16 protein-coding genes and 1 pseudogene are annotated in these 24386 nt (G+C 72.9%); 10 read left to right on the plus strand and 7 right to left on the minus strand.

The genetic code is table 11. The annotated features are described in order from the left end of the window. Window positions 1-39: 39 nt before the first annotated feature. From ACFY9V_RS34810 to ACFY9V_RS34820, 3 genes are all read left to right on the plus strand, one after another. A complete protein-coding gene (locus ACFY9V_RS34810) occupies window positions 40-1755 on the plus strand; it encodes an ATP-binding protein (protein WP_391164317.1) in 1716 nt (571 codons plus the stop codon). Continuing rightward, a complete protein-coding gene (locus ACFY9V_RS34815; RefSeq protein WP_391164318.1) occupies window positions 1752-2438 on the plus strand; it encodes a response regulator in 687 nt (228 codons plus the stop codon). Before ACFY9V_RS34810 ends, ACFY9V_RS34815 begins: the two co-directional genes overlap by 4 nt. 247 nt (window positions 2439-2685) lie before the next feature. Continuing rightward, window positions 2686-3666 carry an aldo/keto reductase gene (locus tag ACFY9V_RS34820; protein WP_391164319.1) on the plus strand — a complete coding sequence of 327 codons (981 nt, stop codon included), beginning with the start codon at window positions 2686-2688 and terminating at the stop codon, window positions 3664-3666. Window positions 3667-3682: 16 nt separating this feature from the next. On the opposite strand, the gene ACFY9V_RS34825 is transcribed toward ACFY9V_RS34820, so the two are convergent. Further along, the gene (locus ACFY9V_RS34825) at window positions 3683-5287 is read right to left on the minus strand and encodes an ATP-binding protein (protein WP_391164320.1); all 1605 of its coding nucleotides are present in this window, start codon (window positions 5285-5287) and stop codon (window positions 3683-3685) included. Further along, window positions 5284-5946: a response regulator transcription factor gene (locus tag ACFY9V_RS34830; RefSeq protein WP_355343575.1), complete on the minus strand. Its 663-nt coding sequence runs from the start codon at window positions 5944-5946 to the stop codon at window positions 5284-5286. Before ACFY9V_RS34830 ends, ACFY9V_RS34825 begins: the two co-directional genes overlap by 4 nt. Before the next feature lie 135 nt (window positions 5947-6081). Here ACFY9V_RS34830 and ACFY9V_RS34835 point away from each other — a divergent pair, with 135 nt between their 5' ends. After that, entirely contained in the window at window positions 6082-6702 is a 621-nt protein-coding gene (locus tag ACFY9V_RS34835; protein ID WP_391164347.1) for a PepSY domain-containing protein, read from the plus strand. 202 nt (window positions 6703-6904) lie between these two features. On the opposite strand, the pseudogene ACFY9V_RS34840 reads toward ACFY9V_RS34835, so the two are convergent. Then, window positions 6905-7474, minus strand: a pseudogene (locus ACFY9V_RS34840) (substrate-binding domain-containing protein); the annotation flags it as partial. Window positions 7475-7529: 55 nt separating this feature from the next. On the opposite strand from ACFY9V_RS34840, the gene ACFY9V_RS34845 reads away from it, so the two are divergent. The 3 genes from ACFY9V_RS34845 (at window position 7530) to ACFY9V_RS34855 (ending at window position 9898) form a co-directional block, all read left to right on the plus strand. Next, window positions 7530-7970, plus strand: coding sequence for a protein-tyrosine phosphatase family protein (locus ACFY9V_RS34845; RefSeq protein ID WP_355343584.1), 441 nt, complete (start codon window positions 7530-7532; stop codon window positions 7968-7970). Between the two features lie 230 nt (window positions 7971-8200). Next, on the plus strand, window positions 8201-8818 hold the full coding sequence (locus ACFY9V_RS34850; protein ID WP_391164321.1) for a hypothetical protein: 618 nt from the start codon (window positions 8201-8203) through the stop codon (window positions 8816-8818). A 126-nt stretch (window positions 8819-8944) separates the two neighbouring features. Continuing rightward, complete coding sequence (locus tag ACFY9V_RS34855) at window positions 8945-9898, plus strand: GNAT family N-acetyltransferase (protein ID WP_391164323.1); 954 nt, start codon at window positions 8945-8947, stop codon at window positions 9896-9898. A 123-nt stretch (window positions 9899-10021) separates the two neighbouring features. Here ACFY9V_RS34855 and ACFY9V_RS34860 read toward each other — a convergent pair whose 3' ends face one another. Then, entirely contained in the window at window positions 10022-11248 is a 1227-nt protein-coding gene (locus ACFY9V_RS34860) for an FG-GAP-like repeat-containing protein (protein ID WP_355343593.1), read from the minus strand. 336 nt (window positions 11249-11584) lie between these two features. Then, window positions 11585-15874, minus strand: coding sequence for a glycoside hydrolase family 3 C-terminal domain-containing protein (locus ACFY9V_RS34865; RefSeq protein ID WP_391164324.1), 4290 nt, complete (start codon window positions 15872-15874; stop codon window positions 11585-11587). A gap of 451 nt (window positions 15875-16325) precedes the next feature. Between ACFY9V_RS34865 and ACFY9V_RS34870 the strand changes: the two genes are divergently transcribed. Then, entirely contained in the window at window positions 16326-19586 is a 3261-nt protein-coding gene (locus ACFY9V_RS34870) for a family 78 glycoside hydrolase catalytic domain (protein WP_391164325.1), read from the plus strand. A gap of 171 nt (window positions 19587-19757) precedes the next feature. After that, window positions 19758-20060, plus strand: coding sequence for a DUF1330 domain-containing protein (locus tag ACFY9V_RS34875; RefSeq protein WP_391164326.1), 303 nt, complete (start codon window positions 19758-19760; stop codon window positions 20058-20060). Window positions 20061-20091: 31 nt separating this feature from the next. On the opposite strand, the gene ACFY9V_RS34880 is transcribed toward ACFY9V_RS34875, so the two are convergent. Then, window positions 20092-20631, minus strand: coding sequence for a hypothetical protein (locus ACFY9V_RS34880; RefSeq protein ID WP_391164327.1), 540 nt, complete (start codon window positions 20629-20631; stop codon window positions 20092-20094). A gap of 124 nt (window positions 20632-20755) precedes the next feature. On the opposite strand from ACFY9V_RS34880, the gene ACFY9V_RS34885 reads away from it, so the two are divergent. Continuing rightward, window positions 20756-21979, plus strand: a complete 1224-nt coding sequence (locus ACFY9V_RS34885) for a cytochrome P450 (protein WP_391164328.1) — start codon at window positions 20756-20758, stop codon at window positions 21977-21979. On the opposite strand, the gene ACFY9V_RS34890 is transcribed toward ACFY9V_RS34885, so the two are convergent. Then, complete coding sequence (locus tag ACFY9V_RS34890) at window positions 21960-24335, minus strand: FUSC family protein (protein WP_391164329.1); 2376 nt, start codon at window positions 24333-24335, stop codon at window positions 21960-21962. The genes ACFY9V_RS34885 and ACFY9V_RS34890 overlap by 20 nt on opposite strands. Between the last annotated feature and the right edge of the window lie 51 nt (window positions 24336-24386).

Raw genomic sequence — 24386 nt, forward strand, 5'->3', positions numbered from 1 at the left:
GTTCATTGAGTTCGCGGGTTGGCGTGCACACTGTTGTGCATGCCCGCCATACCCCCCACGTCGAGCACGGCGGCCGGACCGACGCACCAGTCCGGCGCGGCGAGCCCGGCCGCGCGGTTCACCGTGCCCGGACTGAGCCGCTTCCGCCGCACTCGGACCCGGCCGCGCAGCCTGGCCGGTCAGCTCTTCGCCGTGCAGGTGGTGATCGTGGCCCTGGTGGTCGGCGGCTGCGCCGTGCTGGCGTACGTCAACGCGGGCAGCCGGGCCGAGGACGCGGCCCGTGACCGGGTCTCCGCCGCGGCCACCGCCGTCGCGGACTCCGACACCGTCGTGCGGGCGGCGCGCTCCGCCGATCCCACCGCGGCCCTCCAGCCGTACGCCGACCGCGTCACCGCGGACGCGGGCGTGGACTTCGTGACGATCATGGACACCCACGGCATCCGCTGGACCCATCCCGACAGGTCGCTGATCGGAAAGCACTTCCTCGGCCACATCGGCCCCGCCCTGCGCGGGCAGACGTTCACCGAGACGTACACCGGTTCGCTCGGCGCCTCGGTACGCGTCGTGACGCCGGTCCGCTCCGGCGACCGGATCGTCGCGCTGGTGAGCGTCGGCATCAAGGTCGACACCATCAGCCAGCAGGTCCGCAAGCAGCTCACCGCCCTGGTCGCGGTGGCGCTGGCCGCGCTCGTCGTCGGCGGCCTCGGCACGTATGCGGCCAACCGACGGCTGCGCACGCACACCCACGGGATGGCCGCGACGGAGCTGAGCCGGATGTACGACTATCACCAGGCGACGCTGCACGCGCTGCGCGAGGGCCTGGTCCTGCTCGACGCCGACCGCAGGGTCGCGCTGTGCAACGACGCGGCGCGCGAGCTGCTGAGCCTCGGCGAGCAGGAGGTCGTCGGCCGGTACGTGGACACGCTCGGCCTGCCGGTGTCGCTGACCGGCGCGTTGCTGGCCGCCGAGCCGCGGGTCGACGAGGTGCACCTGACGTCCGAGCGGGTCGTGGTCGTGAACACCTCGCCGGTACGCGGCGGCGAGCGCCGCGGCACCGTGGTCACCCTGCGCGACCACACCGATCTCCAGGCGCTGACCGGGGAGTTGGACTCGGTGCGCGGCTTCGCCGAGGCGCTGCGCTCCCAGGCCCACGAGTCGTCCAACCGGCTGCACACCGTCGTGTCGCTGATCGAACTGGGCCGCGCGCAGGAGGCGGTGGACTTCGCCACCTCCGAGCTGGAACTCGCCCAGGCGCTCACCGACCGGGTGGTGGCGGCGGTCGGCGAACCGGTGCTCGCGGCGCTGCTGCTCGGCAAGGCCGCCGAGAGCCACGAGCGCGGAGTGGAGCTGACCGTCACCGAGGACAGCCGGATCGACGACGGCGTCCTGCCGCCCGCGCTCACCGCCCGCGACCTGGTCACCGTGCTGGGAAACCTGATAGACAACGCGATCGACGCGGCCATCGAGGGCGCCGCCCGCGGCGGCGGCCGGCCGTCGGTCACCGTACGGGCCAAGGTGGAGGAGGACGAGCTGCTGCTGAAGGTCACCGACTCCGGGCGCGGCGTCGACCCCGCCACCATCCGCGAGGTGTTCCGGCGCGGCTGGACCACCAAGAGCGAGGGCCACGGTCTCGGCCTCGCCCTGGTCGAGCAGGCCGCGCGGCGCGCGGGCGGCAGGGTCGGCCTCGACCGCGCCGAGGGCGGCGGCGCGGAGTTCACCGTACGGCTGCCGCTGGGGCAGGAGGCACGCGCGTGATCAGGGTCCTGGTCGTCGAGGACGATCCCGTGGCGGCCGACGCGCACCGGATGTACGTCGAGCGGCTGCCCGGCTTCGCGGTGGCGGCCGTCGTCCACACCGGCGGCGCCGCGCTGCGCCTGCTGGACCGGCAGCCGGTGGACCTGGTGCTGCTCGACCTCCATCTGCCCGACGGCCACGGTCTCGACCTGGTACGACGGATGCGCAGCGCGGGGCAGAGCGCCGATGTGGTGGCGGTGACCTCGGCGCGGGATCTCGCGGTCGTGCGGCAGGCCGTCTCGCTCGGGGTCGTGCAGTACCTGCTCAAGCCGTTCACCTTCCCCTCGCTGCGGGACCGGCTGGAGCGCTGGGAGCGCTACCGCAGTGACGCGGCGGGCGGTGAGGCGTCCGGGCAGGACGAGGTGGACCGGGTGCTGGGGGCGCTGCGCAGTCCGCAGGCCACCGTGCTGCCGAAGGGGCTGAGCGGTCCGACCCTCGAAGCGGTGACCTCGGCCTTGCGGGCGGCGGCGGACGGCGGCTTGTCGGCGGCTTCGGCGGCCCAGGCGGCGGGGGTCTCGCGCATCACGGCCCGCCGCTATCTGGAGCACCTGGTCGACACCGGGCTCGCGGTCCGCAGCCCGCAGTACGGGCAGGTCGGCCGCCCGGAGCTGTGTTACCGCTGGTCGGACGGGGCGAAGCCGTAGGGCGGTACGCCGGGGCGGTACGGTCCGGGCCGGTCAAGGACGGTGCGGGCCGGTACGGGCCCGGTCGGTGCGGGCTCGGTCGGTACGGGCCCGGTCGGTGCGGCGGGTGACGGGCGCGGCGGCGGGCGACGTACGGTGATCATGCGGGTGGGCGGGATGTCGCGGGTGTACGCCCGCGCCGCACGGCCGCAGCCGTCCTCGTCGTCGCAGTCGCAGTCGCAGTCGCCCCACGGTCAGGAGCCGTCGCATGGTCACGCAGCCGCCGCCGTCGCTCGCCGACGTACCCCACCGGATCGGCCTCGGCCTGGCCGCTCTCGGGCGGCCCGGATACATCAATCTCGGCCGGGAGCGGGATCTGCCGCCGGGCCGGGACGTGGCGGCGATGCGACGCCGTACGCACGAGGTGCTGGACTTCGCGTACGCGCACGGCGTGCGCTACTTCGACGCGGCGCGCTCGTACGGCCGGGCCGAGGAGTTCCTGGCCGAGTGGCTGGACGCGGGCGGTGACCGGCCTGGGGTCATGGTCGGCAGCAAGTGGGGTTACACCTATACGGCGGACTGGCGGGTCGACGCGGAGACCCATGAGGTCAAGGACCACAGCGTCGGGGTCTACGACCGTCAACTCGCCGAGACGCGCGGCCTGTTCGGCGACCGGCTCGACCTCTACCAGGTGCATTCGGTGACACCGGACAGCCCGGCTCTCACCGATCCCGTCCTGCACCGGCGGCTGGTCGCGCTCGCCGATCAGGGGGTGGCCGTGGGCATCTCGACCAGCGGGCCCCGGCAGGGTGACGCGATCCGCGCCGCTCTCGATGTCGGCGTCGACGGGCGTCCGGTGTTCGGCAGCGTCCAGTCCACCTGGAATGTCCTGGAGCCGTCGGCGGGCCCCGCCTTGGCGGAGGCGCACGAGGCGGGTCGTACCGTCATCATCAAGGAAGGTCTCGCCAACGGGCGTCTCGCAGAACGCGACCCGCGGCTGGACGCGGTGCTGGCTCCGGTCGCCGAGGCGACGGGAGCCTCCTACGACGCTCTGGCGCTGGCCGCCGCGCTGCGTCAGCCGTGGGTCGACGTGGTGCTGTCGGGAGCGGCGACCGAGGACCAACTGGCCTCGAATCTGCGCGCGACCGACGTCCGTCTCGACGACGCGCAACTCGGCCGTCTCGTCACCGAGTTGGCGCAGACACCGGCCGCGTACTGGGATCACCGCTCGCGCATGCCGTGGAACTGACCCGGAACTGACGGGGTCACACATCGGCGGCCGGCAGCCGGAGTTCGAAACGGGCGCCGCCGCTCGGCGCGGCGCCGACAGTGAGCGTGCCGCCGTGCCGGTGCGCCACGTCACGGGCGATGGCCAGGCCGAGTCCGGCCCCGCCGTCGTCCCGGCTGCGGGCCTCGTCGAGCCGTACGAACCGCTCGAATATCCGCTCGCGCTCGGCCTCCGGTACGCCTGCGCCGTCGTCGGCGACCGCGAGCACGATCCGGCCGTCCCCGCGGCGTACGGACACGGTGACCTCGGTGCGGGCGTGCCGTTGGGCGTTGTCGAGCAGATTGCGCACGAGCCGGGCCAACTGGCCCCGTGACCCGTTGACTTCCGCTCTCAAGGCGGCGTCCTGACCGATGTCGACGGCGACCGGCGTACGGTCGGCGGCCCGCCCCTCGGCCTCCTCGCGCACCAACGCGGCCAGATCGACCGGCCGTTGTGTCGGGGTCTCCCCCGCGTCGAGGCGGGCGAGCAGGAGCAGGTCGGCCGCGAGTTGCTGGAGTCGCACGGTGTCCTTGACGGCGCCGGGGACGTCGAGCAACTGCGGGTGCGCGGAGCCCACTTCGAGCTGCGTGCGCAGGGAGGCGATCGGGCTGCGCAGTTCGTGCGAGGCGTCGGCGACGAAGCGGCGCTGCCGCTCGACGGACGCTTCGAGGGCGGTGAGCGTTTCGTTGGTGGTACGGGCCAGCCGGGCCACCTCGTCGTGCGCCGCGGGCTCCGGCACGCGCCGGGAGAGGTCCTCCGAGGCCGTGATGGCGGCCATCTCGCGGCGGATGCCCGCGACCGGGGCCAGTGCGCGGCGGGTGACCAGCCAGGTCACGCCGCCGACGACCGCCAGCAGGACGGGCAGTCCCGCCAGCATGACCACGGTGGTGGTGCGCACGGCGCTCTCGCGCGCCGCGAGCGAGGCGCCCGCGTGGACCAGGACCGTCTGCCCCGCGAGGTCGGTGGCCTTGACCGTCGCGAAGCGGTAGGCGGCGCCGCGGCCGTCCAACGTGGCGTGTCCCGAGCCCTCTTGGACGGTGCCGCTGATCTCGCCGACGACGGGGTCGGCGGTGCCGGTGGGCGTGGCGTGGTCGTCGCTCCCCCGGCCGCTGGGGGTCGTCTCCTGCGCGTCGCCGTCGCGCCCGCCCTTGCCCCGGCCACGGCCGCCGCCTGCGCCGCCGTGGTCGTCGGCGGTCCCGCTCGGCGACACGGTCGGTGGCGGCGTCGGTGCCGAGGTCGGACTGACGGTGGGTGTCGGCTCGGGCGCAGACCCACGCGGCCTGACGTCCGGCACGCCCGTGCCGCTGATCTTCTCCAGGGTCCTGCTCGCGGCGAGCAACCGCCCGTCGGTGGTGGTCACTTGGACGGGCGCGTCATCGGGGAGGGCGAGTCCGGAGTAGAGCGCGGCGTCCGCCTTGCGGGTCGCGACGGTCACGGCGACGCGGCGTGCGGTGTCGTTGGCCTGGCTCTGGGCCTGCTCGGTGAGGTTGGCGCCGAGCGAGAGGAGGACCGCGATCCCGGCGGCCACCATCGCCACGGTCACGACGGCGGTCGCGCCCAGCACCGTCTTGGCCTGCACGGAGCCGAGCGGGCGGCGCCTCATGACGTGACCAGGCGGTAACCCGCGCCGCGTACCGTCTGGATGGTGGCCGCGCCCAGCTTGCGGCGCAGCGCGCTGATGTAGACCTCGATGATGTTGGGGTCGCCGTCGTAGGCGAAGTCCCAGACGTGCTCCAGGATCTCCGGCTTGCCGACCACCTGGCCCGCCCGGACGGCGAGTTGTTCGAGGACCGCGAACTCCTTGGCGGTGAGCGCCACTTCGTCCTCGCCGCGGAACACCCGCCGGGCGGAGGTGTCGACGGCGAGGCCGCCGACCCGCAGGACCGGCGAGGCACCGGGAGAGGCCCGGCGGCGCAGCAGTGCCTTCACCCGTGCGACGAGCACGACGTAGGAGAACGGCTTGGTCAGATAGTCGTCCGCGCCGGTGTCCAGGCCCTCGGCCTCGTCGTACTCGCCGTCCTTGGCCGTGAGCATCAGGATCGGTACGTCGTTGCCCGCGGCGCGCAGCGCGGCGCACACGCGGTAGCCGTTCATGCCGGGCAGCATGATGTCGAGGACGACGAGGTCGTAGGCGCGGTCTCCGGCCAGGTGCAGTCCCGAGAGCCCGTCGTGGACGACGTCCACGGCGAAGCCCTCGGCCGTCAGTCCCTTGGCCAGGGAGACGGCGAGTCTCTTCTCGTCCTCCACGATCAGCAAGCGCATGGGCCCACCCTCCCAAATCGAACCTGAAGCGATCTTCAGGTCGCTTCAGGCTGCCTTCAGCTTGCTCCGGCCATCGTGTTGGCACGGACACAGCAACGACACAGGCCGGGTACAGCCCGGCCGGGGAGGCTCCTCATGAAGCGCGACATCACCGTCGCCGCCGTCGCCGCGGCGGCGGCCCTGCTCGCCGGTGGCGGCTACACCGCCATCGCCGCGGGTGACGACCACGGCGGCCGTGCGACGGCAGTCCCGAGCGCCACGTCCCCGCACGACGCGGGCGACGACCACGGAGGCGACCGCCGTACGCCGTCGACCGGTGCCCCGACGGGCGTCCCGCGCACCGGCGCCCCGACTCCCAGCAGCACCGGCCTCACGGCGGCCGAGGCCGTGACCGCCGCGCTCACGCTGTATCCGGGGACGGTCGTCTCCGTCGAGCGTTCCGGCGCGGATTTCTGGGAGGTCAGGGTGCTCGGAAAGGACGGCCTGCCGCGCGAGTTGAGGGTGAACGCGACCTCCGGCACCGTCAGCCTGGACGGTCACCGTGGCGGCGGCCGGGGCGCGGCGACTCCCCGCCCGACCCGTTCGCCCGGAGGTGACGACCACGGCGCGGGCACCCCGAGCCCGACCCGCTCCCCCGGAGCCGACGACCACGGCAGTGACGACCACGGCGGTGACCGGTCGGGCGACGGTCATGGGAGCGGGCACGGCGCGGACGACGGCGCTCAGCACCGGGGCCGAGGCGGCGACGACTCCTGAGCCGTGGGCGCGGCGGGTACGTCAGGCGGCTCGCGCTGCCGCCGCCGTACCCGCCTCCCCCGGCCCCGTCGTGACCGGGCGTCAGCTGTCGGAACGCTTCCGGGCGGGTCCGGTTCCGTGGCGCACGATCAGGTCGGGGCGCAGGAGGTGGAGGGTGGCGGTCCGCGGGCCGGTGCGGGGGGGGGATGGCGCGCAGGAGGAGTTCGACGGCCTGTCGGGCCATCTGGCGTTCGGGGATGGCGACCGTGGTGAGGGCCGGTCGGGAGAGCCGGACCTCGGCGTTGCCGTCGGGGCCGACGACCGAGAGGTCGTCCGGGGCGGAGCGGCCGAGGGCTCCGGCGGCCTCCAGCGCGCCGAGTGCGAGAACGTCGTGGGTGGCGAAGACGCCGGTCACGCGCGGGTCGGCGGTGAGGGCGGCGGTCGCGGCGGCGAAGCCGCCCTCGGGGGTCGGTTCCGGGGCGAGGAGGACGGCGGTGTCGGGTACGGCGAGGCCGGCGGCGAAGGCGCGGCGGAAGCCCGCGATCCGGACGGTGTGCGCGGGGCTGGCGACGGCGGCGACCCGCTCGTGGCCGAGGCCGCGCGGGTGCCGTCCCGCGAGGTGACCGGCGCCCTCGTAGTCGATGGTGACGACGGGGAACAGCTCGGGGCCGCGTTCTCCCAGGCGCAGAGCACGACGGGGAAGCACGTCCACCAGCAGCGGGAGGTGGTCGATGAGGTCGCGGTCGCCCGCTATCAGCAGGGCGTCGACCGAGCGGCCGGACAGACCGGCCATGATCGCCTGTCCGCGCGCGCTCGCCGCGCCCGGCGGGTCTCGGTAGGGTGCCGGGATGACCGAGAGCTGGGACCCGTCGGGCGACGGGATCGTACGGTTTCCGTCCGGTGCGCTGGTGCGCGGGCGCGGTCTGCGCCGACCGCTTCCGGCGGGCCCGACGCCGTCCTTCGGCGTCTATCTGCTGGGCGGCGAGCCGCCGTTGACGCGCTGGGAGGCGCGGTGGGTGCGCTGGCCGGATTTCCGGCTGCCCGCCGATCGACGGCAGGCGCGGGCGGCCTTCGAGGAAGCGCTGGCCCGGGCGGCGGACGAGCGGGTGGAGGTCGCGTGCGGCGGCGGCATCGGGCGCACCGGAACGGCCCTCGCCTGCATGGCCGTTCTGGACGGGGTCCCGGCGGACGAGGCCGTCGCCTTCATCCGCCGGCACTATCACCACCGCGCCGTGGAGACGCCGTGGCAGCGCCGCTTCATCCGCCGCTTCGACCGCGCGGAGCGCTGAGCGCGCGCCTGCGGCGATCCCCAACGCGCCAGACCGGTACGGGAATCCGTCATCGCTTGTTCGCTGATCGTAACGCGGGCGAAATGCCGGTTTGATGTCCTGTCGAGTCACAGAACGGCCCGGTCCCCGGCCTCTTCGTGAGAGCCGTACCGGAGGCGCTCAGGGCTCGGGGCTCGGCGGACCCAGCGGTTCCGACGGGTCCAGCGGGTGAGCGGGGGAGGACGGCCCGGATGGCGATGGACAGCGGGTCGGCGGCATGGGCGGACGGACCTCAACCGCCGAGCGGCCGATGTCTGGTCAGTGTCGAACTCGGCATGGACCTCGGCGTCGAACTCGCCGTCACGCAAAGGGACATGCCCACGGCCTCGGTGGCCGACCGACCGGCGCCCGCGCTCTCGCTGGCCGTACGGACGCCGGGGCGGCAGGTCGTCTTCTCGGCCGCGCCCGGCGCGGCCCTGCCGGGTGAACACCGCGTCCTGGACGAGCACTTCGTGGTCGACGCGGACACCCACGAGGCGCCGAAGTGGCGGCAGCTCGCCGATGTGCTCTACGGGAGCAGGTCGCGCTCGGCAGGCGACGCGAGCCGCTGGCTGCTGGCCGTCACCGCGGCGCACGACACCTGCCGGATAGCGGCCGTTCCCTTGGTCAGGAACGGCGGTTGGGCGGTGCTCGACACCACGGACCGGCAGATCACCTTCGTACCGGTGACGACGTCGCTGCGGCCCTGGTTACTGCCGTCGTGCCTGCTCGGCTGGCTGACGGCGGGCGGCACACTCCAGGAACTGGCCGCCGCCCGGCTGGACTGCTTCCCCGCCGAGTCGGACGCCCCGCGCCCCGGTGAGGGCTGAGCCCGATCCGGCTCTGCCGCACCCGAGATCGGTGACGACACGCCCGCCCGTGTTCTCGGCCGCCGCGACCGGTGGGCCCGGAAAACCGTTCGACGGCTCCGCCGAGTCCTGACACTGTGGCGGACCATGACCGACTTCGAGCTGCTGACCGCCGCGGACGTACAGCTCATGCAGGACATGGCGCAGCGCGTCACCGCCGTGCGCCCTGACCTGGTGAACACCGACGCGTCGTACGGCGAGCTGGCGTGGAACTGGGGCAAGGGGCACGCCGCCGGCGGCGCGAACTGGCCGCGGCGGCTGTGGTTCTCCGGCGGGGAGCCGGTCGCGTGGGGCTGGGCCCAGCTTCCGCACCGGCTGCGGCGCAGCGACGGTTCTGTGCGGGATGCGACCGGCGCCTATCTGGCGTATCAGGTCCACCCCGACCACGCGGGACTGGTCGACGAGGTGATCGACTGGTTCCACGCCACGACGCCGGACGTCGAGCGGACGGTGGTGCCGAGCGGCGCCGACACGTTCGGCCTGGCGCGGTGGGCGGCGCACGGCTACGAGCCCGATCCGGCCTCGCTCGGCGAGAAGGGGTCCTGGACGCAGCTCAACGAGCGGGAGCTGACCGACGTCGAGGAGCCGCTGCTGCCGGACGGATTCCGGTTCCGCACCGCCGAGGAGGCGGGACCGCAGGCCGCGGTCCGGGCCCATGTGGACGCGTGGGCGCCCTCGACGTACACGGCCGAGAGCTATGAGGGTGTCCGGCGGGCGACGGGCTACCGCGCGGATCTGCACCTTCTGGTGGAGGCGCCGGACGCGACGATGGCGTCCTCGACCATCATGTGGTTCGACGAGGCGAACGCGACCGTCGAGTTCGAGCCGGTCGGCACCCATCCGGACTACCGGCGTCTGGGGCTGGCCAGGGCGATGCTCCTGCACGGCATGCGTCGCGCGCGGGCCGCCGGGGCCACGCACGCGACCGTCGCCTGCCTGGGCGCGCCGGGCTATCCGGCGGCGCGCGCCCTGTACTACGGCGTCGGATTCCGGGAGTTCTCGCGGGACGCGCCGCTGATCAGGGTCCGCGCCTCCGCCTGAGCGGTCCGCGCCGGGAGTCACCGGACCAGCGCGGCGATCGGCGCACCGACCGCCACGCGCGGCCTCCTCGACTCCCTGGCGGGCCGTCCGCCGGACGCACCCGTCCGGTGACTACCGGCGGGATCAGAACAGCGCGTCGTCCTCGGACAGGCTCACGCGCGCCCCGGTGTCGAAGACGCCCTCCGACGTCCCCGCCGAGTACACGCGCATCTGCCCGGTGGTGGCGGCCACGAGATCGGGCAGCAGGTCACCGGTCAGGTCGCCGATGCCGAGGAGCGTGGTGAAGGGCGTCCAGCCGCCGGTGCCCGCCAGGACGCGGGCGCCGAGGCGGCCGTGTCCGTCGCCCGGATAGAGCCACAGCTTGCCCGTGGACAGTTCGGTCACGACGAGGTCGGGGCGGCCGTCGCCGGTCAGGTCACCGGGGGCGGCGAAGGCGCCCATCACGTTCCAGCCGGGGCCGACGAGCAGGCGGGTGCCGAAGGTGCCGTCGCCCCGGCCGGGGTACATCCACAACTGGCCGGTGGTGTCGCGGGCCAGCAGATCGCCCTTGCCGTCGCCGTCGAGGTCTCCGGCGGCGGTCACGGCGGTCATCGTGTTCCAGCCGGGGCCCACCAGGAGCCGGGCGCCGAAGGTGCCGCGGCCGGTGCCCGGATACATCCACAGCCGGCCGGTGGTGTCGCGGGCCAGCAGGTCCTCCGTGCCGTCGCCGTTGAGGTCGCCGTGCCGGGTCAACGCCGACATGGAGTTCCAGCCGGACCCCTCAAGACCCGCGGTGCCGTCGCCGGGCAGCCGCCACAGCTTTCCGGAGTACGTCCGCAGCAGCAGGTCCTGGCGGCCGTCGCCGTTGAGATCGCCGAACGGCTGGGCGGGGCGTTTGAAGACTCCGTACGGCGCGAACCACGGCAGGTACTCGGGGCCTCCCTGGCACTCCCGCAGGGTGTGCGCCCAGCGGAAGGAGCTGAGGTTGTGGTCGAGGGTGGCGCCGGGACTGGTGAACCGCGAAAGCTCCCAGCGGTCGTCGCCGGTGCCGGTGGTGTCGGCCTCGACGTCGTGGACGGCGTCGAGGTACTGGTAGTCGGCCAGGCTGTACATGCACAGGGCGTGGTAGCCGGTGCGGTTGTAGACCGAGGACGCCTTGTCGTCCCACGCGCCGAGGGTCGGCTGCGCGGCGGTGTAGGACGTCATGGTCCCCTGGCCGCCGGGCTGGTCGAACAGGCACAGGGCGCCCTGCGGGCACCGGTCGTAGCCGGTCGCGGCTTGCGCGGGGGCGACTCCCCCGGCCACAAGTCCGAGCGCGACGGCGGTGGTCAATAAGGTGGCGCGCAGTGAGGCGCGCAGTGAGATACGCATGACGGTCCCCCCAAGGAACATCCGGCCCGCCGGGCGGGTGCGGGCCGGGCACACCTTAGTCGTGCCCGGCCCGGCGTGTACGGCACTCGGCGGTACCGTTCCCCGCCCGGGAGGGGTGGACGGGGAACGGCGCTCATGGTCCGGCGGGTCCTGTCGGGCCTAGGGCGTGTCCGTGAAGTCGCGTCGTCCGCCCGGAGGGCGGGGCTGGCGGTGTCTGGTGCGTGCGATCGCAAGGCGGAGGGTCGTCCTCATAGTGGGCCTATTCGGATGAGCCCGACAACGCAGCGAGCGTGCGTGCCAGGCGCCGCCAGCCAGACGAGACTTCACGGACACGCCCTAGGTGACGGTCAGGCCGAAGACGTGCAGCCGGGTGCCCGCCTGATCGCCGGTGACCGTGGTCGGCAGGGTGACGTACGCCAGCGTCCTGCCCGCGGCCAGCGGGATCTTGGTGGCGTACAGGCTGACGGCGGTGTCGGCCGGATAGCCGCTGTTCGGCGGACGGTTCCAGCGGGGTGCGGTGGCGACGGGTTCGTCCTCGGGGAGCGGGGTGCTCGGGGTCCAGTTGGTGAGGGCGAGGGTGAACGGGGCGGTGCTGCCGTCGGTGTACGTGAGAGTGCCGGTGCCCGATCCGCTGCCGTTGTTCGCGGCGCCGAGGAACCACAGGGCAGATCCGCTCGTGTCCACCGCGATGTGCTGTCCGGCCGCGACCACGTTGTCCGCGCCGCCCGGTGCCGGGTCCGGCCAGGTGAAGGTGGCCGGGCCGTGTGCGACGGGCTGGCCCGGCTTGACGCCGACGTCGGCGAGGGCCTGGGCGGAGTAGCTGAATCCCGCGCCGTCGAAGTCGGCCGCGCCGGGGGCGGTCTCGTCGCCGACCCCGGTGTTGTCGAAGGCCGCGGCGAGTGATCCGTACAGCAGGGGCAGTGCGAGCGATCCGCCGTCGAGCGGGTGGTCGTGGCGGGCCACGGTGGCGGTACCGGTGAGGTCGAGCGCCGCGGAGGTGGCGTTCGCGCCGACGGTGACGGTCAGCTTGGTGGTGGCGGTGGCGCGGGGGCGCAGGGTCACCGCGGCCCGGGACGGTGTGACGGTGACGCCGGTCGGCGCCTTGATGTCGGCGGTGACGGTGACGGTCTGGTCGGTCGCGTTGCGCAGGGTGAGGGTCGCGGGGAACGCGGTGCCGGTGCGTGCCAGCTTGGTGGCGGAGGTCAGTCGCGCGGCCACCAGCGGCGCGGTGGTGACCTGTTGACCGCCGGAGACGCTGAATCCGCCGCTCGCCGTGGCCGTCGCGGTGAGCCGCCACAGGCGGTTCTGCGCGTCGGCGGGCGGGGTCACCAGCCATGAGGTGCGCGGGCGGGTGCGGGGGTCGACACGGTTGAAAGTGGCGGGCGTCAGGGCCCGTACGGTCCATCCGGCGGGTACGCCGAGGCCGAGCCGGACGTGCTGGAGCGTGCGCGTGCCGCCCGCGGTGAGGGTGGTGGTGACCACGTTGCCGTGGACGGGGTCGAGCGCGGCGGGAGCCTGCGCGGTGACGGTACGGGCGCCGGTGGTCGTGGTGAGGGTGTGGGCGCCGGTCAGCGGCAGATCGCGGGAGGAGTTACCGACGTAGATCCGGTACGTGCCCGGAATCGTCGTCCAGGCGTGGGCCTTGGAGTCCCAGGTGCGCAGGTCGTCGGGCGCGAGGGTGAAGGTGACGCGCCGCGACTGTCCGGCCCGGAGGGTGACGCGCTGGAATCCCTTGAGCTGCTTGGGGGGTTCGCCCGCGCCCGCCGGGTCGCCGATGTAGAGCTGGGCGACCTCGGAGGCGGTACGGGTGCCGGTGTTCTTCACCGTCGCGGAGACCTTCACCGGCCCGGTCGTGCCGGTGACGCCCGGTGAGACGGTGAGCCCGCTGAAGGAGAAGGACGAGTAGGTCAGGCCGTAGCCGAACGGGAAGAGCGGGGTGAGGTGGTGGGCGTCGTACCAGCGGTAGCCGACCTCGAGTCCCTCGCTGTAGTGGTAGTCGGTGGTGTTGGTGGCCACATCGACGGTGCCCGGGTAGCGGGACGGGTCGGCGGTCGGCAGTTGCGCCATGCTCGCGGGCCAGGTCTGGGGCAGCTTGCCCGAGGGATTGACGTCGCCGAACAGGACGGAGGCCAGTGCGGCGCCGTTCTGCTGGCCGCCGTACCAGGACTCGAGGACGCCGTCGACCTTGTCGAGCCACGGCATGAGCACGGGCGCGCCGGTGTTGAGGACGACGATCGTGTGCGGGTTGGCCGCGGCGACGGCGGCGACGAGGTCGTCCTGCGCGCCGGGCAGGGTGAGATTCTGCCGGTCGCCGTCCTCGCTCTCGTCGTCGTTGACGACGACCACGGCGACGCTGTCCTGTCGTGCGGCGGCCGCCGCGGCGGCGATGGCCGCGGTGTCGGGCACCTGCCAGCCCAGAGTGACCGAGCCGTTGCCCGGCGGGCTGGTCGGCGTCCCGGCGACCGGTCCTGTGGGGCCGTTGACCGGCTGGTAGTTCTCGACCGTGATCGGGGTCCGCACGCCGCCCCTGAGGCGGATGGCGGACACGCCAGGGCCGTACTGCGCCCAGTCCTGGAAGACCGGCTGCCCGTCGAGGGTCATCCGGATGCCGCCGGTGTTGGCCATCGAGAAGGTGTACGTGCCGGTGACGGGTGCCGTCAGGTAGCCCTTCCACCGCACGGAGAATCCGGCCGGGTTGACACCGGGGCCGGGCGCGGCCGTGTAGTGGTCGTCGACGGTCGGCTCGACGCGGGTGAGCGCGGGGGTGCCGGACAGGTCGAGGTTGTTGAAGTACTGCGTGGTCAGGCCGGGTTGGCCGTCGGCGGTGGTGAAGGTCGCGGCCGGTACGGTCGCCAGCTTGTCGGTCACGCCGGGGACGTCGACTCCGGTTCTGCCGATGGCGACCTGGGCGCCGGTGCCGTCCGCGCCGAAGGCGGTCAGTTCGGCGATCGACCACCAACTGTCGGCGGTGCCGGTCTGTTCGATCCTGATGTAGCGGGCCTGCCGGGCGGCGAAGGTCGCGGTGACGACCTGTCCGGTGCCGGCGCCCTCGGCGACCGGGTCGCCCCATGTGGCGCCGTCAGCGGAGAGCAGGACGCGGTAACCGCGGGCGTAGTCGGTGCTGTTGCCCGCGTCCAGGGTGACCCGGTCGATGCTGTGCGAGGCGCCCATGTCGACGCTGACCCACTGGCCGTCGGCCATCGGGGTGCCGCTGGACCAGCGGGTGCCCGCGTTGCCGTCGACCATGTTGTGCGGCTGGTCGGAGGGGCCGGCGGAGGAGGACGCCAGGGCGGCCCAGGAGCCGAGGTAGTCGACGCGGCCCTTCGTCCCGAGCCGTTGGGCGATGCCGTCGGCGACGGTGACGACGGACGAGGCGTCCACGGGTACGTGCGAGCTGCCGCCGCCTCCGGTGATCGGCGCGTCCTTGGCGGCGGCGCCGATCACGGCGACCGTGGGCGTCCTGGCGGGGTCGAGCGGGAGCAGCCGGCCCGCGTTCTTCATCAGGACGGTGCCCTGCGCCGCGATGTCGCGCGCGGTGGCGACGTGCGCGGGGGTGGTCGCGGTCGCGGAGGGCGAGCCCGGTGCGGTGTCGAAGAGGCCGTAGGCGAATTCCTCGGTGAGCAGCCGGGCGACCTTGTCGTTGAGCACGGCCATGCCGACCTGCCCGGAGCGGACGGCGTCGGCGAGCGGCTGGCCGAAGTTGCCGGGGGCGGGCATGGTGAGGTCGAGACCGGCGTTGGCGGCCCGGACGGTGCTGCGGGCGCCGTCCCAGTCGGTGACGACGAATCCGTCGAAGCCCCAGTCCTGCTTGGCGGTCCGGTTCAGCAGATACGCGTCCTCGTTGGAGTGGACGCCGTTGACCAGGCTGGTGGCGGCCATGATGGAGGCGGCGTCGCCCTGCTGGACGGCCTGCTTGAACGCCGGGTAGTAGATCTCGTTGAGGGTGCGTTCGTCGACGATGGCGTTGCCGTTGTTGCGGTTCTGCTCGGTGTCGTTGGCCGCGAGGTGCTTGAGGTCGGCCATCACGCCCTGGGACTGGACGCCTTGGACGTACTTGGTGGCCATCGCGCCGGACAGGTAGGGGTCTTCACCGGCCATCTCGAAGACGCGTCCGCCGCGCGGGTCGCGCTCCAGGTTCACATCGGGTCCGAGGTTGACGCTGACGCCCTTGGTCTTCGCCTCGGCGCCGACGACCTGTCCGTACGCGGTCTCCACGGCCGGGTCCCAGGTGGCGGCGGCGGCGACCGGAGCGGGCATGGCTGTCGTGCCGCCCATCACCACGCCCGCTCCCCCGTCGTTGAGGTTCAGCGCGGGTACGCAGAGCCGGGACAGGGGGGCCACCACGCCCGCGTAGCCGGGGAGTTGGCTGCCGTGGGTCATCGACAGCTTCTCGTCGGTGGTCATCCGCGCGAGCACCTGCGCGGCCCGCTGTTCCGGGGCGGCCTTGGAGTGCAGCCAGGGGCAGGCGGCCGTGCCACTGTCGGCCGCGGCCTGTCCGGTGACGGCGGGCAGCAGTCCGGTGGCCGAGGTGAGCAGCAGGGCGGCGGTCAACGCCCGTACGAGCCTGGCCGGTCGGGCCCGTGCGGGCCGTCCGCCGTCGGGCTGCGCTGCGGGGTGTGCGGTCATCGGTGTCCCCTCTGGAGTACGTCGCGCGGTGCGCGGCCGTGGTGCGGCGCCGCCTGCCCGGTCAATCGATTCATTCCGTCGTCGCGCCGAACGGGCCCGCCTCACAGGGGCGGTGCGGGGCCGGTCGCCGGGCGCGGGCCACGGGGGACGCGCCGTATCCGAAGCGGGGCAGACCATATAACGATTCAACAGGAGCCGTGGAGAACCTAAGTCCATCTCAGCGGCCGGTCAATAGGCATGCGCCCGGAATTACCCGAAAGCCCACGACAAGGAAATTGAAACGTCTTTCAATGTCGACAACGATGTCTGATCCGATGGATCGGGTACACACCCCCGGATGGCGGCTGCACGCAACCGGGCCGCGTCAGAAGTATTGACGCCCCGCCGGGCGTTCTCATACGTTTCTCACGCCCCAATGGAGTGAATCGTTTCACTCACCGCAAGGAGTCCGATGTCCGGTTTTGCGCGGGAAAAACTGTCGTACGGGATCGCCGTCGCGGTGCTGGTGACGTCGCTGTCCCTGGGCGGCGCGCCCTTCGCTCGCCCCCCGGCCGCGCAGGCCGCGTCCGGCGGAATCTCCGTGGGTGAGCTGACCGCTGACGCCACGACGGATCCGCTGGGCATCGACGATCCGCGTCCCGCGCTCGGCTGGAAACTGCGCGCCGCGGCCAACGGCCAGCGGCAGAGCGCCTATCGGGTGCTGGTGGCGAGCGACCCGGCCCGGCTGAACTCCCCGAAGGCGGACGTCTGGGACAGCGGCCGGGTGGCGACGGACGACTCGACCGGCGTGCCCTACGGCGGTCCCGCGCTGGAGTCCTCGCGCACCTACTACTGGAAGGTGCAGGTCTGGGACGCCTACGGCCGGGCGTCGGCCTGGAGTCCGGTCGGGCGCTGGGAGATGGGCCTGCTGAACTCGGCGGACTGGAAGGGCGCGCGGTGGATCACCCCGGACACCGGCGGCGCCGACTCCTGGTCGGACTTCACCCTGGACACGGACTTCACCATCAAGGCGGGCGCGGCGAGCGTCCTGTTCCGCGTCAAGGACAGCCGCGACTACTACATGTGGCAGATCAACGCGGCCTCGACGCCCGGCAAGGTGCTGCTGCGCCCGCACGTCCAGAAGGACGGCTCCTTCGCCACCCTCGGTGAGGTCGACCTCAGCCCGGTGGTCACCACGGCGAACGCCGGAGCGCCCCACCACCTGACCGTCCGGGCGGACGGCGCCACGATCACCACCTCGGTCGACGGCACGCGGGTGGACACCCGGACCGACACCACCTTCACCGCCGGCACCCTGGGCTTCCGCACCTCGACCACCGGCCATGTCGCCGAGGACGCCCTGTACGACAACCTCGTGGTGCGCGGCCTGGACGGGGCCAGGCTGTTCTCCGACGACTTCTCCGCCTCGCCCGACCCGTCCTTCCCCGACTCGGCGGTCACCGACGGGCAGCTCGAACCCAAGGGCGACCCGACACTGCTCGACCCGAACCCCGCGGCGCCCCTGCTCCGCAAGGGCTTCACCCTCGACGGCCGGAAGAAGGTCACCAGGGCGCGGGCGTACGTCTACGGGCTCGGCTTCTACGAGATGCACCTGAACGGCGCGAAGGTCGGCGACCGGGTGCTCGCACCGGCGAGCACGCCGTACGACCAGCGCGATCTGTACGCCACGTACGACATCACCGGCTCCCTCAAGCAGGGCGCCAACGCGGTGGGCCTCTGGCTGGGCAACGGATACGGGCCACGGTTCAGCCCGTACGGCTTCCGCTGGACCGGGCCCAAGCAGGCCGTCGTGCTGCTCGATGTCCGCTACTCCGACGGCACCCGGCAGAGCGTCGTCAGCGACGACTCCTGGAAGTGGTCGATCGGCGCCGTCACCGCCAATGACCTCTACGCGGGTGAGAGCTACAACGCCCGCCTGGACAAGCCGGGTTGGGACCGCGCCGGGTTCGACGACTCCGGCTGGCAGCCGGTGCGGACGGTGGCGGCGCCCTCGGACAAGCTCGTCGCGGACACCATGCCGCCGGTCAGGGTGACGGACACGCTCCGTGCGGTGAAGCTGACGCAGCCTCAGCCCGGCGTCTACGTCTACGACTTCGGGCAGAACATCGCGGGGTGGGAGCGGCTGCGGGTGACGGGTCCCGCCGGGACGACCGTGAGGATGCGGACGGCGGAGGAGGTCGGCGCGGACGGGACGCTGGACACGGCCACCAACAGGTCGGCGGCGTCCACCGATTCCTACACTCTGGCGGGCGCCCGTACGGCGGAGACGTACGAGCCGCGCTTCACCTACCACGGCTTCCGCTATGTCGAGGTCACCGGCTTCCCCGGCGAACCGGCCCTGAGCAGCCTGGACGCGCGCGTGGTGCACGCCGACGTGGCCTCGACGGGCACCTTCTCCTCCTCCGACGCGCTGCTGAACCAGATCTGGCGGAACAACCGGTGGAGCGTCCTCAACAACTCGATGAGCGTCCCGACCGACAATCCGGTCCGCGACGAGCGGACTCCTCCCGGCATGGACGTGCAGGCGTATCACGACGCGTCCACCCGTGAGTTCGGCATGGACCGCTACTACGCCAAGTACCTCCAGGACATGCCGCCCGGCACGGCCCTGCCGAACGACGCGGGCAACGCGCAGCAGCCCGACATGGGCGGCGACCAGATCACGCTGGCGTGGACGCTGTACGAGCAGTACGGCGACCGGGCGACGCTGGCGGCCACGTATCCGGCGATGAAGGCGTTCGTCGACAAGAACGCCGCCGATGTGCCGGGGCACATCTGGCCGAGCGACCGGGGCTTCGGCGACTGGTGTCCGCCGGACCGCGGCGCCAACGCCAACGGCGGTCGCGGCGGGCCGAACGCGGGCGCCTGCACCAGCGAGGTGTCGGTGGTGAACACCGCGCTGTCCTACCTCCAGGCGGTGGATGTCGCCAAGTCGGCGACGGCGCTGGGCCACAGCGCGGACGCCGCCCGCTACGGGACGCTGGCGCGGGACATCAAGGACGCGTTCAACGCCGCGTTCCTCAACGCGGCGGGCGACACCTACGGGGACGGGCGGCAGACCACGAGCGTGCTGCCGCTGGCCTTCGGCATGGTGCCCACGGCGCATGCGGCGGCCGTCGGACGGCAACTGGTCGCCACCATCACCGAGAAGGACGGCGGACACCTCGACACCGGCATCTTCGGCACCCGCTACCTGATGGACGCGCTCGCCGCGATCGACCGGATCGATGTGGCGATGACGGTGCTGGACCAGCGCACCTACCCCGGCTTCGGGTACGAGATCGGCCAGGGCGCGACGAGTTCGTGGGAGCAGTGGACGTACTACTCCAACATGGAGACCCACGACCACGCGATGTTCGCCGGTGTCAACGCCTCGCTCTACACGCGGTTGGCGGGCATCGAGCCGACCGGGCCGGCCTACCGTACGGTGACGGTCGCGCCGCGTATCCCTGCGGGGATGCGGCACGCCGCGGCCTCGATCGCCACCCCGCGCGGCACGGTCGCCAGTTCCTGGACCGTCACGAACGGCCGGACCACGCTCGACGTCACGGTGCCGGTCGGCTCGACCGCGACCGTCCATCTGCCGCTGCCCGACGCACGGCATCCGCGGGTCGAGGCCACGCACGGCGCTCGGCTGCTGCACAGCGACGGCGAGGAGGCGGTCTACGCGATCGGTTCCGGCCACTGGCGGTTCACCGCGGCGGGTCGGTGAGCCAATCGCGGGCCGGAGCGTGACAGTCACGCCAATTCCCGCACGGCACGGGGACTTTGGGACCATTGCGCGGCCGTCCCGAATTCGGCATGCTGAGCGCCGGATCACATGTGATCCACAGCGTTCCACGTCATGTGACGTATTTCGCAGCCGAATTCGGGGAGACCGCAGATGACCGCGTACGTCCTGCTGGAAATCCAAGTGACCGACATGGCCGCCATGGCGGACTACCGGGAGATCGCCCAGAAGGCGGTGGCCGAATTCGGCGGCGAGTACCTGATGATCAACGCCAGGCCCGAGGCGGTCGAGGGCACGTGGGACGGTGCCAAGGGCCTGACGCTGCTGTCGTTCAGCAGCGTGGAGCAGGCGCGGGCCTGGTACAATTCGGACACCTACGCGCCCGGCATCGAGATCGCCAAGAAGGCGACCGTGCGGCGCCTCGCCATTCTTCCCGGCTTCGGCGAATCGGTCTGACCGGTTCGGCGCTGTATACGGTCGGCGCGGATCAGGGCAGTTCGAGCATCGGCTCGCCGCAGGACTGGCATTCGGCGTACACATCGAGGTCGTTGAGGATTTCGGCGTATTCGCCGTGTCCCTTGAGCGCGGCCGTGGCCGCGAGCAGATAACCCGTGGTGACCTGGTCGTGGTCGCCCGCCACCAGCGTCTCCCCGAGCAGGGCCAGCGCCTCGGGGAGCGCCTGCCGGTACGCCTGCGCGAGGTCGTCGGGCAGGCCGTCCCAGACCTGCCCGTACTCGCCCGAGCACATGGCGACGAGCCCGATCACGTACAGGTAGTCGTCCCTCTCGGCCGCCGGAAGGCCGCGCGCGATGGCGACGATGTGCGGCACGGCGGCGTACGCGGCGGGCCAGGCGGTGCCCTCGGAGCAGAGGTACGGCCACAGGTCGTCGAAGCGTTCGCGGTCGGCGGGGTGGTCGAGCAGGTGGCGCAGTTCGTCGGGCACGCAGGGGGCGTCGGAACCGCTCTTGCCGTTCGACCGGTCGCGGTGGTCGAGCGTGGTCCAGCGGGGGTCGTCCAGAGGCAGCATGGCCAGGAGTGTAGGGGTCCGCACAGGGCGCGAAAGCGCCTAGGTGCGGCTGCCCGCCGTGCCCTAGCGTCGTGACCGCCCGCATGCCGTACGCGCCCGTGAGCAGGGAAGCAGAGGACGTATCGTGACCGTCATACCGCAACCGCCCGACATCCTCTCGCCGCAGTTCGCCGCCGACCCGTATCCGGCCTACCGCGTCCTGCGGGAGCACTACCCCGTCGTCTTCCACGAGGGCACCGGCAGTTGGCTGCTGTCGCGGTACGAGGACGTCGAACGGGCCTTTCGCGACCCGGTGTTCACCACCGACAACTACGCCTGGCAGCTCGAACCGGTGCACGGCGGGCGGACCATCGTGCAGATGAGCGGGCGGGAGCACTCCGTCCACCGGGCGCTGGTGGCACCGGCCTTCCGCGGCCGGGAGTTACGGGAGCGGTTCCTGCCGGTGATCGAGCGCAACGCGCGCGATCTGATCGACGCCTTCCGTGACGCCGAACAGGCGGACCTGGTCGATCAGTTCGCGACCCGCTTCCCGGTCAATGTGATCGTCGACATGCTCGGGCTCGACCGCGACGACCACGACCGCTTCCACGCGTGGTACGCCGCCGTGGTCGGCTTCTTCGCCAATCTCGCGCAGGACCCCGAGGTAGCCGAGGCCGGGATGCGCGCGAGCCGGGAGCTGGCCGCGTATCTGGTGCCGATCGTCCACCGGCGGCGGGCCGAGCCGGGCGAGGACCTGCTGTCGTCGCTGTGCACGGCGGAGATCGACGGCACGGTGATGACCGACCAGGACATCACCTCGTTCGTGAGCCTGCTGCTGTCCGCGGGCGGCGAGACCACCGACAAGGCGATCTCCGGGATGTTCCGCAATCTGCTGGCCAACCCCGAGCAGTTGGAGGCCGTGCGGGCCGACCGCGACTTGGTGGCGGCGGCCTTCGCGGAGTCCCTGCGGTTCACTCCCCCGCTCCAGATGATCATGCGGCAGCCGGCCCAGGACGTCACGCTCCACGGCGTCACCATCCCGGCGGGCGCGACGGTCACCTGTCTGATCGGCGCGGCCAACCGTGACGAGCGGCATTACGACAGGCCCGACACCTTCGACATCCACCGCACGGACCTGACCACCGCGAACGCCTTCAGCGCCGCCGCCGACCACCTGGCGTTCGCGCTCGGGCGGCACTTCTGCGTGGGCGCGCTGCTGGCGAAGGCCGAGGTGGAGGTCGGCGCCAACCAACTCCTGGACGCCTTCACCGAGATGGGCTTCGCCGACGGGACGCCGGCCCCGGACAGCGGGGTGTTCGTCCGCGGTCCGCAGCGCCTCGACCTGAGCCTCACGCCCGCGACGACCTGACCCGCAGCGCCGGACGCGGGCCGAACGGGCCGCGGCCCTGTCGCAGGGTCGCGGCGGCCCGCGCCGGGCGCAGGATGCCCGCCTGGAGGCGGCGGGCCGCGTCGATGTGGTCGAAGGTCCAGATCATCTTGACGGCGGTGGAGGTGCCGCGCCCGTCGTCGGCGGTGAGGTCGCGGCGTACGGCGTCGAGCAGCCGCCCGTCCGCGGCCTCGTCGCGGGCGGCACGGTCGGGGACGGCGCCGGAGCCCGCGAGGGCCCGCGCGGCGGCCTCGTACCAGTCGACCAGCAAGGTGCCCGCGTAGAGGATCTCGCCGCGGGCCGCCGTCCTGTCCTCCTGCGAGGTGACGGTCTCGCGCTCCCACAGGTCGAGGATCGCGTCGGAGGTGAGCCGCAGCGCGGCGACGCCGGTGATGAGGGTCGTCACGTCGGCCAGCGGGATGTGCTTGGTGCCGCGCTCGGCGAGGAAGCCGCGGAAGGCGTCGTCGAGGCGGCGCGAGGCGGCGGCGGCCCGGCGCCGCTCGTCCTGCGGGGTGGCGGGCGCGGGGGCGGCGGCGTCGCAGCGGGCGACGCCGTACTGGATGGCGCCGCGCAGATAGTGGGCGCCTTCCTCGTAGGCGCCGGCCAGTGCCTGGCCGAGGGCGCGTCCTGCCCCGCGTGGCCAGAACAGCGCCCCGGCCACCAGGGAGACCCCGCAGCCGAGGGCGACGTCCTCGACGCGGACGAGCCCGATCTGCCAGCCCGCGGGCTCGATGATGTTGTAGAGGATGAGCAGGACGGTGGTGAACCCGGCCTGTCCGGCGGCGAAGGAGATGGCGGCGGGCGCGAGTCCCGCGAAGGCCACGGCGAAGGGCAGCAGCAGCCACAGGGCGGTGGTGTGGGTGCCGACGCCGTAGACGATGCCGCCGCCGATGACGAAGCCGACGCCCGTGCCGAGCAGGCCGCGCAGCGCGTTCTGGCCGGTGCTCAGGGCGTTGGAGCGCAGCACCGCGAGGGTGCCGAGGACGACCCAGAACGAGTGCTGGACTCCGGTCGACTCGGCGAGCAGGACGGCCAGGGCGAGCGCGATGGCGCCGCGGACGCTGTTGTGCAGCCAGACGGAGTGGCGCTCGACGTGGGCCCCGGCGCGTTCCTGCGCGGACGACAGGAAGGACGGCACGCCCGAGGGCCCGCGGCCCAGGACGTGGTCCCACCAACCGCGGCGCAGGGCGGCGACGGTGAGGCCGATGTTGGTGGCCATGGCGGAGATCGCGAAGCTCATCTCCTGGGCGCGGAAGCTCGGTTCGAGGGCGCCGAGGATTCCGGCCACGGCGTCGTCGGCGGCAGGGGTGTCGGGCGCGCCGGACGGGCCCGGCGCGTCGGCGGAGCCTGACTTCGCCGTCCGGGGCCGGTGCAGCGGCAGATCGCCGGTGACGGCCGTCTCCATCGCCTCGCGGGCGGCCTCCAGCCGCCGCAGGTCGCGCTCCAGCTCCGCGGAGCTGTCGGCGACCGACTCCAGGCTGGCCGCGCCGTGTTCGAGCAGGGTCGCGGCGGCCACCTTCACGTCGCAGACGACCGCGTCCGTCGGCCCGGGCTCCTCGTCGAGCGGCATGCGCTCCAAAATCGCGTCGAGCCACACCACCTGGTCGACCAGCCGGACCAGCGTGCGCGCCGACGTGGACAGTCCCGTGGGGCGGTACGGCGTCCCGAAGAACGAGGTGCGCAGCGCGGCGACGGCGGCGCCCGCCTCGTCGGACAGCGCCCGGTACTCGGCCGCGCCGACCGGTCCGAAGCCGCCGCAGACGCAGTCGACCTCGGAGCGCAGCCGCCGGGCCAGCAGCGCGCACGCCGTGGCGGTGGCCAGCCGCAGCGGTTCGCGCCGGGGCGCGGGCCACAGCAGGCCGACGGCGATCACCGACGCCGCGCCGGCCAGCAGCCAGCCCGCGAGCCGGTCGGGCAGCGCGCTCACCGGGGCGGGCAGCGTCACCGGCAGCACGAAGGCGACCAGCAGCGCGGTCGAGGCGCTGGCCAGCACCGAGCTCACGACCCCGGCGAACAGCACGAGGAAGCCGACCACGAGGGTGACCAGGACGGCCAGCCACGCCGTCCGCGACGCGAGCGTCCCGACGGTGACCAGGACCGCGCCCGCCGCCACCAGACCGGTCTGCGCGGCGAGCCGTTGGCCCATCGCGCCGCTGAAGTCGACGAAGAGCAGCCCGGACAGCGCGCCGAACGAGGCGAAGGTGGCCATGGCCGGGTTGCCGACGACCTTGTCGCACAGGGCGAACAGGGCGGGCATGACGATCGCGGCGCGTCCGGCGCGGCGCAGCGCGGACAGGTCCGCGTCGCGGGTGCGGAGCCAGTTCAGGACGTTCAGCACGGCGGTGCCCCCTGTCGTCGTGCCCGCCGCGCCGCGCCCGGTTCTGTGGTC

Source organism: Streptomyces sp. NPDC008317 (assembly GCF_042955955.1).
Taxonomy (GTDB): domain Bacteria; phylum Actinomycetota; class Actinomycetes; order Streptomycetales; family Streptomycetaceae; genus Actinacidiphila.

Excerpts from the sequence above, each read along its gene's own strand:
- ACFY9V_RS34810 (WP_391164317.1), top strand. The coding sequence starts at position 40 with ATGCCCGCCATACCCCCCACGTCGAGCACGGCGGCCGGACCGACGCAC.
- ACFY9V_RS34820 (WP_391164319.1), top strand. The coding sequence starts at position 2,686 with ATGGTCACGCAGCCGCCGCCGTCGCTCGCCGACGTACCCCACCGGATC.
- ACFY9V_RS34825 (WP_391164320.1), bottom strand. The coding sequence starts at position 5,287 with ATGAGGCGCCGCCCGCTCGGCTCCGTGCAGGCCAAGACGGTGCTGGGC.
- ACFY9V_RS34830 (WP_355343575.1), bottom strand. The coding sequence starts at position 5,946 with ATGCGCTTGCTGATCGTGGAGGACGAGAAGAGACTCGCCGTCTCCCTG.
- ACFY9V_RS34835 (WP_391164347.1), top strand. The coding sequence starts at position 6,082 with ATGAAGCGCGACATCACCGTCGCCGCCGTCGCCGCGGCGGCGGCCCTG.
- ACFY9V_RS34845 (WP_355343584.1), top strand. The coding sequence starts at position 7,530 with ATGACCGAGAGCTGGGACCCGTCGGGCGACGGGATCGTACGGTTTCCG.
- ACFY9V_RS34850 (WP_391164321.1), top strand. The coding sequence starts at position 8,201 with ATGGCGATGGACAGCGGGTCGGCGGCATGGGCGGACGGACCTCAACCG.
- ACFY9V_RS34855 (WP_391164323.1), top strand. The coding sequence starts at position 8,945 with ATGACCGACTTCGAGCTGCTGACCGCCGCGGACGTACAGCTCATGCAG.
- ACFY9V_RS34860 (WP_355343593.1), bottom strand. The coding sequence starts at position 11,248 with ATGCGTATCTCACTGCGCGCCTCACTGCGCGCCACCTTATTGACCACC.
- ACFY9V_RS34865 (WP_391164324.1), bottom strand. The coding sequence starts at position 15,874 with ATGACCGCACACCCCGCAGCGCAGCCCGACGGCGGACGGCCCGCACGG.
- ACFY9V_RS34870 (WP_391164325.1), top strand. The coding sequence starts at position 16,326 with ATGTCCGGTTTTGCGCGGGAAAAACTGTCGTACGGGATCGCCGTCGCG.
- ACFY9V_RS34875 (WP_391164326.1), top strand. The coding sequence starts at position 19,758 with ATGACCGCGTACGTCCTGCTGGAAATCCAAGTGACCGACATGGCCGCC.
- ACFY9V_RS34880 (WP_391164327.1), bottom strand. The coding sequence starts at position 20,631 with ATGCTGCCTCTGGACGACCCCCGCTGGACCACGCTCGACCACCGCGAC.